Annotated in this window: 15 protein-coding genes; 3 read left to right on the top strand and 12 right to left on the bottom strand. The window is 40.2% G+C overall.

The genetic code is table 11. The features are described from left to right. Nucleotides 1–3 precede the first annotated feature (3 nt). The 4 genes from AAEU28_RS10405 to AAEU28_RS10390 all read right to left on the bottom strand — a co-directional run bounded on the left by AAEU28_RS10405 (nt 4) and on the right by AAEU28_RS10390 (nt 4,122). On the bottom strand, nt 4–393 hold the full coding sequence (locus tag AAEU28_RS10405) for a DUF3192 domain-containing protein (protein WP_421964048.1): 390 nt from the start codon (nt 391–393) through the stop codon (nt 4–6). A 68-nt stretch (nt 394–461) separates the two neighbouring features. Continuing rightward, nucleotides 462–1,229, bottom strand: a complete 768-nt coding sequence (gene xni / locus AAEU28_RS10400; RefSeq protein ID WP_421964047.1) for a flap endonuclease Xni — start codon at nt 1,227–1,229, stop codon at nt 462–464. Next, complete coding sequence (ppnN, locus tag AAEU28_RS10395; protein ID WP_421964046.1) at nt 1,226–2,566, bottom strand: nucleotide 5'-monophosphate nucleosidase PpnN; 1,341 nt, start codon at nt 2,564–2,566, stop codon at nt 1,226–1,228. Before ppnN ends, xni begins: the two co-directional genes overlap by 4 nt. Before the next feature lie 14 nt (nt 2,567–2,580). Next, nucleotides 2,581–4,122 carry a GGDEF domain-containing protein gene (locus tag AAEU28_RS10390; protein ID WP_421964197.1) on the bottom strand — a complete coding sequence of 514 codons (1,542 nt, stop codon included), beginning with the start codon at nt 4,120–4,122 and terminating at the stop codon, nt 2,581–2,583. Nucleotides 4,123–4,309: 187 nt separating this feature from the next. On the opposite strand from AAEU28_RS10390, the gene AAEU28_RS10385 reads away from it, so the two are divergent. Continuing rightward, a complete protein-coding gene (locus tag AAEU28_RS10385) occupies nt 4,310–6,088 on the top strand; it encodes a M61 family metallopeptidase (RefSeq protein ID WP_421964045.1) in 1,779 nt (592 codons plus the stop codon). Between the two features lie 93 nt (nt 6,089–6,181). On the opposite strand, the gene hisIE is transcribed toward AAEU28_RS10385, so the two are convergent. Genes hisIE through hisG form a run of 8 tightly spaced genes read right to left on the bottom strand, consistent with a single transcriptional unit; the run spans nt 6,182 to nt 13,207 of the window. After that, nucleotides 6,182–6,793 (bottom strand): bifunctional phosphoribosyl-AMP cyclohydrolase/phosphoribosyl-ATP diphosphatase HisIE, encoded by a 612-nt coding sequence (gene hisIE, locus AAEU28_RS10380; protein ID WP_421964044.1) that lies wholly within the window; start codon nt 6,791–6,793, stop codon nt 6,182–6,184. After that, nucleotides 6,784–7,563: an imidazole glycerol phosphate synthase subunit HisF gene (hisF, locus tag AAEU28_RS10375; RefSeq protein ID WP_138479413.1), complete on the bottom strand. Its 780-nt coding sequence runs from the start codon at nt 7,561–7,563 to the stop codon at nt 6,784–6,786. The genes hisIE and hisF overlap by 10 nt, the downstream gene beginning before the upstream one ends. Continuing rightward, nucleotides 7,545–8,279, bottom strand: a complete 735-nt coding sequence (locus AAEU28_RS10370; RefSeq protein WP_421964043.1) for a 1-(5-phosphoribosyl)-5-[(5-phosphoribosylamino)methylideneamino] imidazole-4-carboxamide isomerase — start codon at nt 8,277–8,279, stop codon at nt 7,545–7,547. The genes hisF and AAEU28_RS10370 overlap by 19 nt, the downstream gene beginning before the upstream one ends. A gap of 12 nt (nt 8,280–8,291) precedes the next feature. Continuing rightward, nucleotides 8,292–8,882, bottom strand: coding sequence for an imidazole glycerol phosphate synthase subunit HisH (gene hisH, locus AAEU28_RS10365; RefSeq protein WP_421964042.1), 591 nt, complete (start codon nt 8,880–8,882; stop codon nt 8,292–8,294). Next, nucleotides 8,879–9,940 carry a bifunctional histidinol-phosphatase/imidazoleglycerol-phosphate dehydratase HisB gene (hisB, locus tag AAEU28_RS10360; protein ID WP_421964041.1) on the bottom strand — a complete coding sequence of 354 codons (1,062 nt, stop codon included), beginning with the start codon at nt 9,938–9,940 and terminating at the stop codon, nt 8,879–8,881. Before hisB ends, hisH begins: the two co-directional genes overlap by 4 nt. Before the next feature lie 16 nt (nt 9,941–9,956). Beyond that, nucleotides 9,957–11,012, bottom strand: a complete 1,056-nt coding sequence (gene hisC, locus AAEU28_RS10355) for a histidinol-phosphate transaminase (RefSeq protein WP_421964040.1) — start codon at nt 11,010–11,012, stop codon at nt 9,957–9,959. Continuing rightward, a complete protein-coding gene (gene hisD, locus AAEU28_RS10350) occupies nt 11,013–12,302 on the bottom strand; it encodes a histidinol dehydrogenase (protein WP_421964039.1) in 1,290 nt (429 codons plus the stop codon). It abuts the gene before it with no gap. A 5-nt stretch (nt 12,303–12,307) separates the two neighbouring features. Further along, a complete protein-coding gene (gene hisG, locus AAEU28_RS10345) occupies nt 12,308–13,207 on the bottom strand; it encodes an ATP phosphoribosyltransferase (protein ID WP_421964038.1) in 900 nt (299 codons plus the stop codon). Between the two features lie 311 nt (nt 13,208–13,518). On the opposite strand from hisG, the gene AAEU28_RS10340 reads away from it, so the two are divergent. Continuing rightward, complete coding sequence (locus AAEU28_RS10340) at nt 13,519–13,749, top strand: hypothetical protein (protein ID WP_421964037.1); 231 nt, start codon at nt 13,519–13,521, stop codon at nt 13,747–13,749. 84 nt (nt 13,750–13,833) lie between these two features. After that, nucleotides 13,834–15,744, top strand: coding sequence for an ATP-dependent DNA helicase (locus AAEU28_RS10335; protein WP_404396833.1), 1,911 nt, complete (start codon nt 13,834–13,836; stop codon nt 15,742–15,744).

The raw sequence follows: 15,744 nt of genomic DNA, 5'->3' as shown, positions 1-15,744 counted from the left end.
GCATTATTCTCCACTTATTTTTGTATATTCAAGAGTTGCATTATCACCCCAAACGAGCAAAACACCATTTTTAAATAAGAGACCAGTGCATTCGTCTTGAGTTGTAATGCCATCAGATTTAACAAGTTGTGTTCTATAGTAAACTATTTGAAAAACATCATTTTGTTGTTTAGACACATAGGTCAAGTCCGGACTGCCAAGTGTTTCAAGTACTTCCTCCAAATGCATGACTTCAGTTTCATCAAGTTTTGAAATAAAGCGGTTATTGAATGCCTCTCTATCTTGCCAGATCATAGCTTGAGGGTCATCTTTATAGAAATTGATCACTAGCATGACAATACTTGCATAAACAGCAAGGCCTAAAATAATGTATTGCAGTACTTTTTTGATCATGACTAGTCCAAGAATTAAATCCAAGTCAGTATATCAAAGTCTTCACGAGTTAAAACTTTCTTAGACAATTAACGGGTAACTCTCAAATCTTGTAGATTAAACCCTAAATGTATATCTGTTCTTAATGAAACCAAGTTCTTGCTAGTAATAAAATCGTCTATACCAGAGTAGATCTTTTGCTTTTCAGCGGGTTTTAGCGATTCGTAAGCTAAAATATTTTCAAAATCACCACATTCGCTCAATAATCTTTGTGCAGTTTTTAAACCAATCCCAGCTATACCAGGTACATCGTTTGTTTTATCACCTGCCATAGCCCAAAGTTCAGTAAGTTGATGTTTTTCGACTTTGAATTTATCTCTTACCTGCTGTGTATCAATCCAGGTTTTTTTAAAATAATCGTATATTCTAATGCTTAGGCTAAGGTGAGGAAGAAAGCCTTTATCTGTTGAGGCTATCACTACATTTACGTTTGCAGCAGCTGCCTTAGTTGCAAGAGTTGCAATGATATCGTCAGCTTCATCGTGATCTGGTCTATAAACGGGTATGCCAGTTTGTTCAAATGCCTTTTCAATAATCTGCATGTTGCTAGACAAGATTTCAGGCATAGGTTTTCTTGTAACTTTATATTTGTCGTAGTAGTGATACCGCCAACTTCCATCACCATCGAACACAGCTATCGCATGTGTTGCTGAAGTAAGATTTAATAACTTATTAACGGCTGAAGAAACCCGTTGAGCGGTATTATTTACAGCGGTAATATCTTCTTGGTTTGGTTCAATTGCAAAAATGCGCCGAACGAGGTTCAGCGCATCGATTAGTACTAAGGTTTTACTCATTTATTCACTACATAACACGGCGTATATTTACTACCAGGTAATTTCATACGACCTTGTTCTACAAATGCTTGTAACAGGGTGTCCATTTTTTCCATTAATGTGCTTTCACCATGAAGCTGATAAGGGCCATGCTTTTTGATTTCTCTAATGCCTTCATCTTTAACATTACCTGCGACAATCCCAGAAAATGCTCTACGCAAATCAGCAGCCAGAAGCTCTTTATTCTGATCTAAAGACAGGTTCAAATTCGCCATGTTTTCATGAGTTGGCTCAAATGGCATTTGGAACTGGTGCTCAATTTTTAGCGTCCAGTTAAAGTAATAAGCATCGCCCTGAGACTTTCTATATTCCCTAACCTTAGGCATAGCTTGCTTTAGGGTGACCGCCACTTTTTGTGGATCGCCGACAATCACTTCAAATTTACTCAAAGCTTCTTCACCGAGCGTATCTTCGACAAATTGGCAGATCTCTTTGAAATAATCAGCTGAGGATTCAGGACCAGTTAAAATAACGGGTAGGCATTGTTTTTGATTTTCAGGGTGTAATAGTATGCCTAATAAATATAGAAGCTCTTCAGCTGTACCCGCACCACCAGGGAAAATGATAATGCCATGCGCTGTTCTGACAAATGCTTCTAAACGTTTTTCGATATCGGGTAATATTACAAGCTCGTTGACGATGGGGTTAGGGGGCTCTGCGGCGATAATACTTGGTTCAGTTAGGCCTAAATAACGATTACTTGTAATACGTTGTTTTGCGTGACCAATGGTTGCACCTTTCATAGGGCCTTTCATAGCGCCAGGTCCACAGCCTGTACAAATATTTAGCCCGCGTAAGCCTAGTTCATATCCCACCTCTTTTGTGTATTTATACTCGATTTCACTGATTGAATGGCCGCCCCAACAAACAATCATATTTGGGTCTGTATTAACTGGTAACGCAGAGGCATTTCTGAGCATATCAAAGACCATATGAGTAATTTGTTGCTCGTCTTCAGTTGGCTCGTGGCGTTGATAAATAAATAACAAATCACGGATCACAGAAAAGATATGTTCATGGATACCTGTGATTATTCTTCCATCTACAAAGGCAGTTTCGGGGGGATTGTCTAACTCAATTTTTATGCCGCGCTCTCTAGCGATGAGCTTTACATCAAAATCTTGGTATTTGTCGTAAATTTCACTGCTAGAATCAGTATGACTACCTACGTTTAATACTGCTAATACGCAGTTTCTAAAAAGTTTATACCTTTCTGTACTCGAAGAGGCTTGTAAAAGGTCGACTTCAAGCTTTGAAAGTAAATTAAGTACGCCAGTTGGATTTAGTTGGACTTGCATAGGCATTCTCCTTGTTATTTACGAATGCAAAGGCGATCTCTACCACTGTTTTTTGCTTCGTAAAGTGCATCATCAGCTCTATCAAAAGCTGCCAAAGGTGTATCACCTTTTTTAAATTGCGTCGCTCCTAAAGACACAGTTATTTGTACTTGCTTATCTTTAAACTTAAATGGAATTGCTTTAATGGTATTCCTAATCTTTTCTAATGGTGCTTTGGCATGAGTTAAAGGCATACCAGGCATTAATAAAACAAACTCTTCACCACCATAACGGGCAATAAAATCAGATTTACGTATTGCTTTCTTTAAAGCTCTAGCGATTACTTGTAGTGTTTTATCGCCTGCACTATGACCATATTGATCGTTGATAGATTTAAAGAAATCGACATCTATAACAACCAAAGTCGTTTCATTCCCATGCTGTTCGAACATGTGAAACTCTTGATTAAATCTATCATCAAACGCTGCGCGGTTTGGTAGCTTTGTTAAGCCGTCTAGCAAGCTTTTAAATTGCTGTTCAGAAAGTCTTTTCTTATAAGTATTAACTTTAGTCTCTAAAACATTGATGCGAGAATTAATTTGCTCAAAACTGGCGAGTAAATCCGCTTTATCCTTTTGTTCTAATTCTTCTCGTTTGACTAAGTCTTTTCTCAAAAGCTTTAATTCACCGTCAACCAGTTCTTTTAAATCGGAAATAGATGTCGCTTTTTGCGTTTGTTCATTTAAAAGTTTGATCTTAGTCTCAATTTGTTTATTGAGACCTGAAAGCTCGGCACTCATATGCTTAGTCGAATTGGTCGTACTAAGAATAGATGCATGAAGCTCTTCTAATGTCTGATTAAGTGAGACTAAAAAGCCTTGAGCTGATTGACGTTCTCTAGCAATGCTGTTGGCAATTATCTCTATGATAGCAATCGCGCAATCAAGTAACACATCCACTTCTGCAGACTGAGATAGTGTCGTTTTAATATCGATGACTTCTTTTGATACATCGTCTTCGAATGTAATTTCATTGGCTAAAGTTAATAACTCACTGGCCAGTTCAGGCTTTTGCATTGTTGCTGTTTTTGCTGAAGCGTCAGAGCTTGTTTTGACAGCTAACACTTTTTGATAAATACCAATGAGCTTCTCAAAAACAGGCAAAAATTCATAACTTACATTTACTTCAGTCAATTCGTGATCTAATAAGTTGCGAAGTTTTCGGCGAGTATCATCTGGGATACCTTTAAGCTTTTGCAGTTGTCTACCCGCGTCAGAAATACTGTTTGAAAGCTTTTGATGATTTTCAGCGTTGACAGATTCTTGATTTTTAAGGGATTGAGTAATGGTATTAATAAGAGGAGCTAAATCATCAAAGCTCACGCCTTTACTAAGCGCTTGTCTAAATTTAGCCAAAAGATTATCTAGAGCAACATCTTGACCTTTGCTACTCACTGCGAGCTTCGCCGCAAAATTACTTAGAGTCTGTATTTGATCTTTATGCGCATTCTCGAGCTCAGCTCGTGCTTTAACTGCTTGTTTTAGTTTTTTTTCTATTAGCGCATCTTTATTGGTCACAAATTTTGCCATCTATAAATTCATTAACACTCTAAGTTTACAACAATTATCTCATTTTTGAAGGTAATTTGTTTGTTACATATCACAACAAGCCTGATGATATGTAGTTTATCTCTTTTATTAAACTTTATTAGGGGAGTTTGTTAGTCTTTTCTTATACTTTTCTGTGAATATTACAAATACCAGTATGAATAAAATTACACTCTCTCTTCTTGCTGCTTTTGCAGCTCTTCCTGCATTTGCAGATGTGGAATACAAATTATCAATTGATGAACCAGCACATCACCTTGGTGATGTTAAAGTTACTTTTCCGAAAACAGCTCAAGCGCATTTAGATGTGCATCTTCCAGATTGGCGAACGGGTCGTTATGAAATCTTAGACCTTGCCAATGGTATTCGTTTTTTTGATGCAAAAAGTGAAAAGGGTGAAGATCTTCAATGGAAAAAGATTGATAAAAATACATGGCGCGTACATTTAAATGAGCCAACAGAAGTCAACATTTCATACCAAGTCTATGCGAATCAATTAGGCATGCGCTCTCGCCATATTGATGATAGCCACGCATTTATTGATGCATCAGGCTTTTTTATGTTCAGTGATTCATTTAGACAAGAGTCAGTAACTGTAGACCTAGATGTACCAAAAGGGTGGCGTTCGGTCTCAGGGATGGATTTTGCGGATGACAAGCATAGTTTTAAAGCGGATAACTACGATGTCTTATTAGATTCTCCTATCGAAACAGGTATTAACGACTTATATAAATTTGAAGTAGATGGTCGTAAATATGAACTCGTTATTTGGGGCGAGGGTAATTACGATGTTGAATTAATGCTTTCTGATCTTAAAAAGCTCGTTAAGACAGGCAGTTTAATTTGGCATGACTACCCGTACGATCGTTATGTATTTATGGTACATGCGACCAGCGGAGCACGTGGTGCGACTGAGCATTTAAATTCGACCATAATCCAAAGGCATAGAGACTCGTTTGCCAAGCGTGAAGATTATATTGGTTTCATTGCAACGGCTGCGCACGAATTTATCCATACGTGGAATGTAAAAAACTACCGTCCAGCAGGCTTAGTGCCATACGATTACATTGCCCCCAATTATTCGGATTTGTTGTGGTTGTCTGAAGGTTCAACCAGTTATTTAGAAAACTATTTACTGCTAAGCGCAGGCATAACAAGCAATGAAGAGTTTTATAAAGATCTTAATAAAACCATTTCGCGTCATTTAAAAACGCCAGGTAGAGAAGTGCAGTCAGCTGCTGAAACCAGTTTTGATAAGTGGATCAACGCAGGTGGTGACCATGGTCGTAATTTCAGCACCAATATTTACTCTGAAGGGTCATTAGTGTCACTAGCACTAGATATTGACTTACTAGATAAGAGTGAAGGTAAAGTAAGTTACAGAGATGTGCATTCAGAGCTATATAAACAGTTTAAATTACCAAAAAGCTTTACTAGCCAAGATGTTCAGAATATTTTAAAGCAAATTTCTGGTCGTGATTATTCAACTTGGTGGAAAGAGAATGTTGAATCACCGCTCAGCATTGACTTTGATGCGCTGCTTGCAACTGTTGGTTTAGAATATACACGCCCAGACAATAGCAAAGCCGTAGCTGGTTTGGATGTGATGGCAAAGTCTAATGGCGAGCTACTTATTTTAAATCATGTAGCGAGAGAAAGTTCTGCATGGCAAGGTGGTTTAACAGCCGGAGATAAGTTAGTTGCTTTAGATGGACGTCAAGTACGTAAGTCATTAAAAGAGACGCTGGCTTTGTTTGAGCCAGAGCAAGAAGTTACTGTAAGCTTTATTAGACGTCATCAACTTATGACGACAAAAGTAAAGCTTACATCTGACTTTGATAAACCTAAAAAGGTGAAAGCAGTTAAGGCCCCGACTGAACGTCAGGCTAAATTATATAAAGCATGGACGGGTGTAGAACATCCAAATGCAATCTAATCTTCCATTTTAGTAATAAAAAAGCCCAAGTTATTTATTAATAACTTGGGCTTTATATTTTTCGATGAATTAATTAACCAGAGTTCAGGCTAATTACTTATGGCGCTGTTCAAGTGTATCAATCACATCCTTTAAGTTTAACTCGCTACGTTGCAATAAAACGGTAAGGTGATAAAGCAAGTCAGCTGACTCATTAAGCAGTTCTTCATTGTCTTTTTTCATGGCGGCTAGTGCGACTTCTACACCTTCTTCGCCCACTTTTTGACAACTACGGCTCAAGTCTTTTGCAAACAATGATGCTGTATAACTTGATGCTGGATCTGCATCTTTACGTTCAACAATAACATTCTCAAGCTGAGCTAAAAAAGCTAAGTCAGGTTTTGCATCACCAAAGCAACTTGTTGTACCTAAGTGACAGGTTGGGCCTTTCGGGTTGGCAAGCACTAATATAGAGTCGAAGTCACAGTCAGTGTGAGCAGACACTAGCTCTAAATAGTTTTCTGAAGTTTCGCCTTTGGTCCACAAGCGTTGTTTGGAACGAGAATAAAAGGTGACTAGACCTTTTTCAAAGGTCATTTCAATGGCCGCTTGATCCATAAAGCCCTGCATTAGAATCTGTCCGGTTGCTGCATCTTGAATGATCGCAGGCAGCATATCGGACTTTTTAAAATCAAGTTTTGATAAGTTCTCTTTGGTTAGTTGCATAATCTCGCTGCGACCCCATTGTTTGTTAGGTATTGTTTAAGTTCGTTTATGTCTATGACGTTTTTGTGGAATACGCTTGCTGCAAGAGCACCGTCAACTTGGCTTTGCTCAAATACATCAACGAAGTCTTGCATGGTACCTGCACCGCCAGATGCGATAAGCGGCACGTCACAAATTGCTCTAATTTCAGATAATTGCTTATTGTCGTAGCCTTTACGCACACCGTCTTGGTTCATGCAGTTTAAAACAATTTCACCAGCGCCTAAATCTTGCACACGTTTAACCCATTCTTGTGTTTTATAACGGGTTCTTGAAGACGCATTTGGATCGCCTGTGAGCTGATAAACAAGATATTGATCTGTTTCTGCGTCATAAAAACTGTCGATACCCACGACAACACACTGTTTACCAAACTCATCGTGCAATTCTTTAATGAGCTCAGGTCTATGAATTGCAGGACTATTGATACTGATTTTATCGGCACCACTTTCAAGCACTTTAGCGGCATCTGCAACAGACTTGATGCCACCAGCGACACAAAACGGAATATCTATGTGACGGGCGATTTGCTCTACCCAAGTGACATCTAATAAGCGTTTTTCTACACTGGCAGAAATTTCATAGAACACCAGCTCATCAGCGCCGGCCTTACTGTAAAGCTCGGCGAGTTCGAGAATGTCACCGACAACTTCGTGACCTTTAAATTTGACGCCTTTTACTACTTGACCATTTTTTACATCAAGGCAAGGAATTATGCGTTTTGATAACATGCAAGTGCCTCCTCAACTGTAAAAGCACCATCAAGGAGTGATTTACCTAAAATGACACCGCCGACACCGATTTCAGCGAGTCGTTTAATGTCGTCTAATGAACTTACCCCACCAGAGGCTTGTACTTTTATATTGTTATTATGTGAAACGATTTCTTCATATAGGGCAAAAGAGGGACCTGTCATAGTGCCGTCTTTGCTGATGTCCGTGCATAAAAAATCAACAACACCTAACTCCACATAAAAGTCGAGTAGGGTGAATAGGTCTTTGTCGGCATCGCTTAACCAACCGTGTGTTGCTGGTGCCCAACCAGATTGGGTTTTGTTCACATCAAGTGCAATGACAAATTTCTCAGGGCCAAACTCTTTGATCCACTCTGCAACTTGCGTTTGTTGATCTACTGCCATTGAACCAATAACAACTTGAGCCGCGCCAGCTTCAATCCATTGTTTTACATCTTCATAGCTGCGCACGCCGCCACCGACCTGGTAAGGGACGTTTAATGCTTTTGTTGCTGCTTGAATTTGTTGCCACTGTTTCTTTTGCGGATCACGCGCACCTTCTAAATCTACTAAATGTAATTTTTCTGCGCCTGAGTTCTGATAGGCAAGCAGACGTTCACCTAGTTCAAATGGATAGAACTGGGCTGTGTCGTATTTACCTTGGTAGAGGCGAACAATTTGATTTTGTAGTACATCTAAAGCTGGAATTATCATGTTTACCTCTGCCTATACATTCCAATTTAAAAAGTTTGTTAAAAGCTTAGCGCCGACTTGTGCACTTTTTTCAGGGTGAAATTGCATACCTGCGTAGTTGTCTTTACAGACGATGGCAGAAAAGGTTTGGCCATATTCGCCAGATGCCAAGGTATAGTCGTTTACACTGTGTGCAAAGCTATGTACAAAGTACACCTGATCATTTGCTGTGAGTCCTTGCGTAAGTGCGTGAGGTTTTTCAATTCCCAAATTATTCCAGCCCATGTGTGGTGCAGTTAAATTGCCAACTTCGAGCTCAGTTACAGCGCCCGGAATTTTGTTTAAGCAGTCAACATCACCTTCAGAGGTTTTCTCACACAAAAGCTGCATACCTAAACATATGCCCATTAATGGCTTTTGATATTCATCTATGGCTTGTTGCCAACCATTATCAAGCAAACGTTTCATGGCAACAGACGCGTGGCCAACACCAGGAAGTATAGCTCTGTCAAATTGTGCTAGTTGTTCAGGAGCTGTAATAATTTCTGGGTTAGCGCCTAATCGGTCAAATGCAAAACGCACAGAGTTAATATTGGCACAGCCAGTGTTTATAATGGCTATCATAAACACCCCTTAGAACTTGCAGTTAATTGACTAGCATCTTTTTGGATTGCCACACGTAATGCTCTTGAGAAAGCTTTAAATAACCCCTCTACTTGGTGGTGACAATTACCCTCTGATACAGACAAGATCAAACTTACAGCTGCATTATCAGAGAATGATTTAAAGAAGTGCTCAACCATTTGTACATCTAAGTCCCCGACTTTTTCACGAGAGAAATCAGCATTAAGTACAAATGATGCGCGGCCCGATAAATCAATCTGACATTCAGCTTTGCATTCATCCATTGGCAGCGCAAAACCATAACGGTTAATTTGCGTTTTTGTACCAAGGGCTTGTTTGACAACTTGGCCAAGTGCGATACCGATGTCTTCAACTAAGTGGTGCTCGTCTATGTGTAAGTCGCCAGAGGCTTTAATATTAAGGTAGATATTGGCGTGGGTTCTTATTTGATCCAACATGTGATCAAAAAAGCCTAAACCAGTAGAAATTTCTCCGCTTACGCCCCGGTCAAGATTAACCGCAACATCAATTTGTGTTTCTTTGGTGTTGCGAGTTACAGACGCTTCACGATTCAGAGTGGTTAATTGAGTAACAATTTGTGGCCAATCACCTTCATAAAGAATACCTTGAATACATAGGTTATCAGCAAGGCCTAAATCAGTTTGACGGTCGCCAATGACATAAGATTTAGCAAGGTCGACTTTTCCTGAGCGCATTAATTCTGTAAGTAATCCCGTTTTCGGTTTTCGACAATTACAGTTATCTTCATCGAAGTGTGGGCAGATCAAAACGTCATCAAACTTGATCCCTTGTGATGAAAAAATTTCCATCATCTTGTCTTGTGCAATATCAAAGTCAGCGGTTGGAAAGCTATCAGTGCCTAAGCCATCTTGGTTAGATACCATGACTAAACGGTAACCTGCGGCTTGAAGTTGTAATAGCGCAGGAATTACATTTGGCAGTAGTACCAGCTTTTCAAGGCTGTCGACTTGTTTATCCGTGATTGGCTCATCAATTAATGTGCCGTCTCGGTCGATAAATAGATATGGTTGACTCATTTTTATTCCTTACTACTTAGAGGCCATTCAGCCAGTCGGTGACTTGTTGTAATTCTTGCTCTGTGCCGATTGAGATTCTGATCCAATCATCTTGTTCGAATAATACAAATGGGCGCATTATCAAACCAGATTGCATGGCAACATCAATGGCAGCTTTGTCTTTTAAACGGACAGTGACAAAGTTTGCATAGCTGTCTAATACAGCGATTACTTGCTTGTTGTCCTTAAGTGCCAATGAAAGCTCGGCTTTCGCTGCGTTTAAAATTTGCACTTGGCGTTTTACTTGGGTGATGGCGTCTTTAGTTAATGCTTGGGCTGCAATCGCAGCCACCACAGTCGACACTGGGTAAGGTGCGATGACCTTTCTGACAACATTCAATAATTCGCTGTTAGAAAGCATGAAGCCCGTTCTTAAACCCGCTAAGGCAAACGCTTTAGAAAGAGTTCTCAAAACGACGACATTTTTGAAGTCTTGTAACAGACTGACAGAAGAATATTCTTCACAAAATTCAATATAGGCTTCGTCTACTACAACAATGGCCTTACCAGATAACTGATCCGCAATTTCAGCAATTTTCTCAACAGGTAAAATTGCGCCGGTTGGATTATTTGGATTACAAATAAAGACCAGTTTTGATTGCGCACACGCTTCGCTAATTGTGGTTTTATCGTCATTGATGAGTTGCTCTTGGCTCAATACATTCAATGCGACATTGTGTGTATCAGCCGTGACTTTATACATGCCGTAAGTTGGTGCAAAAATGCTGATTGAATCTTTACCTGGCTCGCAGAATGTTCTCACTAAAAGCTCTATTCCTTCGTCAGCACCGCGCGTCATTAATACGTTTTCTTCGCTTACGCCTGCATAATCAGCGTATGCATCAATCACTGTTTGCGGTTGTGGATCAGGATAACGATTCAAGTTATCTAGACTTACGTCAAAAGTTTTAGCATACGGGCTTTCATTGGCATTTAACCAAGTTGAGCCCGATAGCTTCATGCTTTTAGCTGAGCTATACGCTTTTAGCTCATTGATGTTCTTTGGTAACAGCGTGGTGATCACATCACTCATTTACAAATTCTCCAAACGCACTTTAACGGCATTGGCGTGTGCGTCTAATCCTTCTGCATCAGCAAGCGGCAAAATCGCTTTGCTTAAATTCACTAAACCCAAAGGGGTAATACTTTGCACAGTATATGTTCTATAGAAGTCCATTAAATTAAGACTTGAGTAGACTTTACTGTAGCCATAAGTTGGTAATACGTGATTTGTGCCAGAGGCATAGTCCCCCGCAGACTCAGGCGTGTAATCACCAACAAACACTGAGCCTGCATTTTTAACTAACCCGACATATTGGTCGGCTTGGTCAATTTGTAGAATAAGGTGCTCTGGACCATATTTGGCCGAAACGTCAAACGCCTGTGCCATGTCATCGACTAATATCAAGGCACTGTTATCTAGCGCAGCACGTGCGATATCTGCACGAGATAAGGTTTCAAGCTGAAGTTCAATTTGCTTTTGTGTTAGGGCAATGATTTCTTCACTATTACATACAAGCAGCACTTGAGAGTCTCGACCGTGCTCTGCTTGGGAGAGTAAATCAGCAGCGATAAAAGCCGGGTTTGCGCGCTCATCTGCAATGACCATAACCTCAGAAGGACCTGCTGGCATATCAATCGCAAACCCAGGAACAGACTGGCTAAGCAGTTGTTTTGCCATGGTCACATAACTATTACCAGGGCCGAATACTTTGTTTACCTTAGGGACTGACTCAGTGCCATAGGCCATAGCAGCGATAACACCTGCGCCACCACTTTCGATGATAGTGGTGATCCCGCAAAGTTTAGCTGCATATAAAATGGCAGGGTGGATGCGCTCATTACCATTTACCGGCGTTGCTAAAACCACAGTTGTTGCGCCAGAAAGCTGTGCACACACGCCTTGCATTAAAACAGAAGAAGGCAGTGGCGCACTGCCACCAGGTACATAAAGACCGATAGCATCGATGGCTTCAAATTTTAATTCACACACAACGCCAGGTGCGGTTTCAATCTTTTTAGACACCGGTTGTTGCTGTTGGTGAAACGCTTTGATGTTGCTATAAGCTAAATCAATGGCTTGCTTTAAAGACGGTTCAAGCAAGTCTTCACTTTGCGCTATTTCTTCGCTCGGCACACGTAAACGAGGTTGTTCACGTTTGTCGAACTTTTTAGCAAACTCAAGTAATGCGTTGTCACCGTTTGCAATGACATCATTAATAATCGCTTGTGTTTGTTTCTCAATCGACTCACTGGCTGTAACTGCAGGTCTTTCTAAAATTGCAGCCTGTGCTGATTGAGAACCCTCATTCCACTTAAACACAGTCGTTACTCCATCATTTTTTCAATTGGCATAACGAGAATAGAGTTTGCACCAAGTGCTTTTAGCTCTTCCATGGTTTCCCAGAATAGTGTTTCGCTGCTAACCATGTGTAGCGCCACATAATCGTCAGAGCCAGCAAGTGATAGTAGGGTAGGTTGACCAGTACCTGGCAGTAGTTCACACACTTCGGTTAATTTTGCTTTAGGCGCGTGTAGCATGATGTACTTGCTTTCTTTGGCTTGCTTAACACCTTTTAAGCGCGGCATTAATTTATTGATTAGTGCCAGCTTATCTTCATCGTTTAGTTTTGGATTTTGAATAAGGCATGCATTTGATTCAAGGATGGTATCACCTTGCATTAAGCCATTTGCTTCAAGTGTTGCACCAGTTGAAACAAGGTCACAAATTGCATCGGCAAGGCCTGCACGCGGTGCGACTTCTACAGAGCCAGTTAGCATCACCGCACTTGCATTGATACCTTCACGCTTTAAGTAGCCTTTTAGGATTTCAGGGTAAGTTGTTGCAATACGCTTGCCTTCAAACCAAGACTTATCTTGTGGACCAAGTTCCTGTGGCCATGCCAGTGCAAGGCGGCAGTAACCAAAATCTAACTTAGACAGTTTTAGTACTTCAGCATATTGGTTAAGACTCTGACGCTCAGCTTGTGTTTCTTCAAGTACGTTTTCGCCAACAATACCTAAGTCACATACGCCGTCCATAACAAGACCAGGAATATCATCATCGCGCACACGTAAAACGTCGATTGGCATGTTTGTTGAGTGTGCAATTAGGCGTTGTTCACGCAGGTTTAATTTAACACCTAGTTGCTTGAGAAGTTCTTGGCAGTCTTTTGAAAGTCTGCCTGATTTTTGAATTGCGATTCTTAAACGGTTGTTAGTACTCATTATTTATATCCTTTGTTCTAAAACGAAAAACCCCGAGGGAACCTCGGGGCGATATAAATTCTGAGTTGAGTCGCCGGGAGGTTCCTTTTAGGAATAACCCACCAGCGAAATACCTGACAGGCTATTCGGGTGTATGATGGTGATGATGAATAGTTGTCAGTGTAATAAACATGTAAATTCTCTTAATCAATTTTGATAACGTAATTAGAAGAACATATTTTACAGATTGAGTGCAACTAAAATTTTGAATTTTTTAAAGTATAAATTATAACTGTCGATAATAAGAAGTAGGTACAAGCTTGTAGGAGGATATGATGGATGTGTTTAAGCCCTTGTTAAATAACATAATTAGGCTTGAAGTTTCGCATAAGCCGACTTTTTATGTGGCAGGTGTCATAGATAACAAAGTTGAAAAAGTAAAACTCGATAAGGCCAAAAAAGAAGACGCCAAAAGAAAACTCAGCGAGCAATCACCCAACAAAAAGCAAAAACAAACTGAAAACGACGAGGATGACGGTAAGCATTTAGATGTATGGGCGTAACATATTAACCATGTTTTCAAACACTCGGTTGCTCATCTAAACACTAAACCGTACAATTGCAAAAAACACTGCTGTAGTCACTTCTTGCAAATTAAATCGCTTTTTTCAGAATCAGGTCCATTAGCTTTAAATATTCCTGGATATAAACCAAGACAGCCTCAAATTGATATGGCTGAGATGGTGCATGCCGCAATAGAAAATAAAACTCAGTGTGTAGTCGAGGCAGGAACAGGTACCGGTAAAACATTCGCGTATTTAATTCCTGTGTTACTCAGTGATAAAAAATCGATCATAACCACTGGCTCTAAAGCGCTACAAGAACAGCTCTATCATCGAGACTTGCCACAACTTGCTAAAATATTGAATAAGGGTAGAAAAGTTGCTCTGTTAAAAGGGCGTGCAAATTACCTGTGTACCTATCGGCTTGAGCAGCATGTAGCCCACGTTCCTACCGACGACCCTGATGTGATGCACCAACTTGCCATGGTTGCAAAGTTTGCCTCTCAAACTAATACGGGTGATTTAGCAGATTGTGTTGGTATTGAAGAAGATGCCAAGGTGCTACCTTATGTAAACTCAACGGCGGATAACTGTTTAGGCAAGGAGTGTCCTGATTACGCTGAATGCTATATAAGAAAAGCGCGTATTAAAGCGATGGAAGCAGATATTGTGGTGATCAATCATCACTTATTTTTTGCTGATATGGCGGTGAAAGATTCAGGCTTTGCAGAGCTTATGCCGGACGCTGACAATTATATTTTTGATGAAGCACACCAAATACCAGAAATTGCCAGTGATTATTTTGGTGACAGCATAAGCACCAAGCAGCTAGTGGCCTTGATCAACGATCTGCGTTTAATCTACCGCTCTGATATTCCAGACATGTTGCAATTGGGCAATACACTCAATAAGTTAGAAACGGCAGTTGCCGATCTTCGACTCGCTTTTGCAGGTGAGAGTTCACGGGGAGATTGGCGAGAATCATTAACCAGCAAAACCATTTGTGATGCGCTGCACCGTGTCATTTCAGATTTAGATTTCTTGTATAAAGTCTTAAAACTTTGCCTTGATAGAAGCGATAAAATTGAACACCCATTTGAAAAGGTCTTACAGTTCAAAAACCAATTAGAGCGCGCATTTGACACAACACAAACGGGTTACAGCTATTGGTACGAGACAACGCGACGTTTCTTAACAATCAATATCACACCTCTAAACGTCGCAAATAAATTCAAAGAAATAATAGAGCGAACACAAGCAAGCTTTACTTTTGCGTCAGCGACTTTATCGGTAAACGACTCGTTAGATCATTTTAATAAGAGCTTGGGCTTAAAACCTAAGCATCAATTATTGGTCGAAAGTCCGTTCGATTATGAAAATCAAGCGGTTTTATGTATGCCTAGATATTTGCCCGAAACCAGCGATGATATGATGCCACATAGCTTAGTAAAACTAGCTAAAGAGCTTATAAAAGCGGCAAAAGGGCGTACATTTTTACTTTTCACCAGTTACCGAGTTATGCACTTAGTTTACGAGGGGCTAAGTACTGCTACTGAATATCCTGTGTTTATGCAGGGTCAATCGTCCAAGCGGATCATCCTTGAACAGTTCATTCGCCACGGCAACGCGGTATTAATGGGCACAGCTTCTTTTTGGGAAGGAGTTGATGTTCGAGGCGATGCACTTAGTTGTGTGTTAATTGATAAATTGCCTTTTACATCACCTGACGATCCATTATTACAAGCTAGAATGAAAGATTGTGAATTAACCGGTGGTGAGCCTTTTGAAGACATTCAATTACCCCAAGCAATCATTAACCTTAAACAAGGTGTCGGTCGCTTAATTCGAGATCACAGTGATAAAGGTGTACTTGTCATTTGCGATAACCGCTTAGTTACGCGAAAATATGGGCAGACATTTTTACAAAGCTTACCTAATATGCGCCGCACAAGAGATTTTCAAAGCGCATTACAGTTTTTAGAGAACATAGAATAA

The sequence above is a fragment of the Pseudoalteromonas sp. SS15 genome (assembly GCF_049257195.1).
Classification (GTDB): domain Bacteria; phylum Pseudomonadota; class Gammaproteobacteria; order Enterobacterales; family Alteromonadaceae; genus Pseudoalteromonas.
Note: the sequence above shows the minus strand (reverse complement) of the source record. Positions and strands in the feature narration are given on the sequence as shown.

What these genes read in the sequence shown, in the direction of transcription:
- AAEU28_RS10405 (WP_421964048.1), bottom strand. Translation starts at nt 393, where the DNA reads ATGATCAAAAAAGTACTGCAATACATTATTTTAGGCCTTGCTGTTTAT.
- xni (WP_421964047.1), bottom strand. Translation starts at nt 1,229, where the DNA reads ATGAGTAAAACCTTAGTACTAATCGATGCGCTGAACCTCGTTCGGCGC.
- ppnN (WP_421964046.1), bottom strand. Translation starts at nt 2,566, where the DNA reads ATGCAAGTCCAACTAAATCCAACTGGCGTACTTAATTTACTTTCAAAG.
- AAEU28_RS10385 (WP_421964045.1), top strand. Translation starts at nt 4,310, where the DNA reads ATGAATAAAATTACACTCTCTCTTCTTGCTGCTTTTGCAGCTCTTCCT.
- hisIE (WP_421964044.1), bottom strand. Translation starts at nt 6,793, where the DNA reads ATGCAACTAACCAAAGAGAACTTATCAAAACTTGATTTTAAAAAGTCC.
- hisF (WP_138479413.1), bottom strand. Translation starts at nt 7,563, where the DNA reads ATGTTATCAAAACGCATAATTCCTTGCCTTGATGTAAAAAATGGTCAA.
- AAEU28_RS10370 (WP_421964043.1), bottom strand. Translation starts at nt 8,279, where the DNA reads ATGATAATTCCAGCTTTAGATGTACTACAAAATCAAATTGTTCGCCTC.
- hisH (WP_421964042.1), bottom strand. Translation starts at nt 8,882, where the DNA reads ATGATAGCCATTATAAACACTGGCTGTGCCAATATTAACTCTGTGCGT.
- hisB (WP_421964041.1), bottom strand. Translation starts at nt 9,940, where the DNA reads ATGAGTCAACCATATCTATTTATCGACCGAGACGGCACATTAATTGAT.
- hisC (WP_421964040.1), bottom strand. Translation starts at nt 11,012, where the DNA reads ATGAGTGATGTGATCACCACGCTGTTACCAAAGAACATCAATGAGCTA.
- hisG (WP_421964038.1), bottom strand. Translation starts at nt 13,207, where the DNA reads ATGAGTACTAACAACCGTTTAAGAATCGCAATTCAAAAATCAGGCAGA.
- AAEU28_RS10340 (WP_421964037.1), top strand. Translation starts at nt 13,519, where the DNA reads ATGATGGATGTGTTTAAGCCCTTGTTAAATAACATAATTAGGCTTGAA.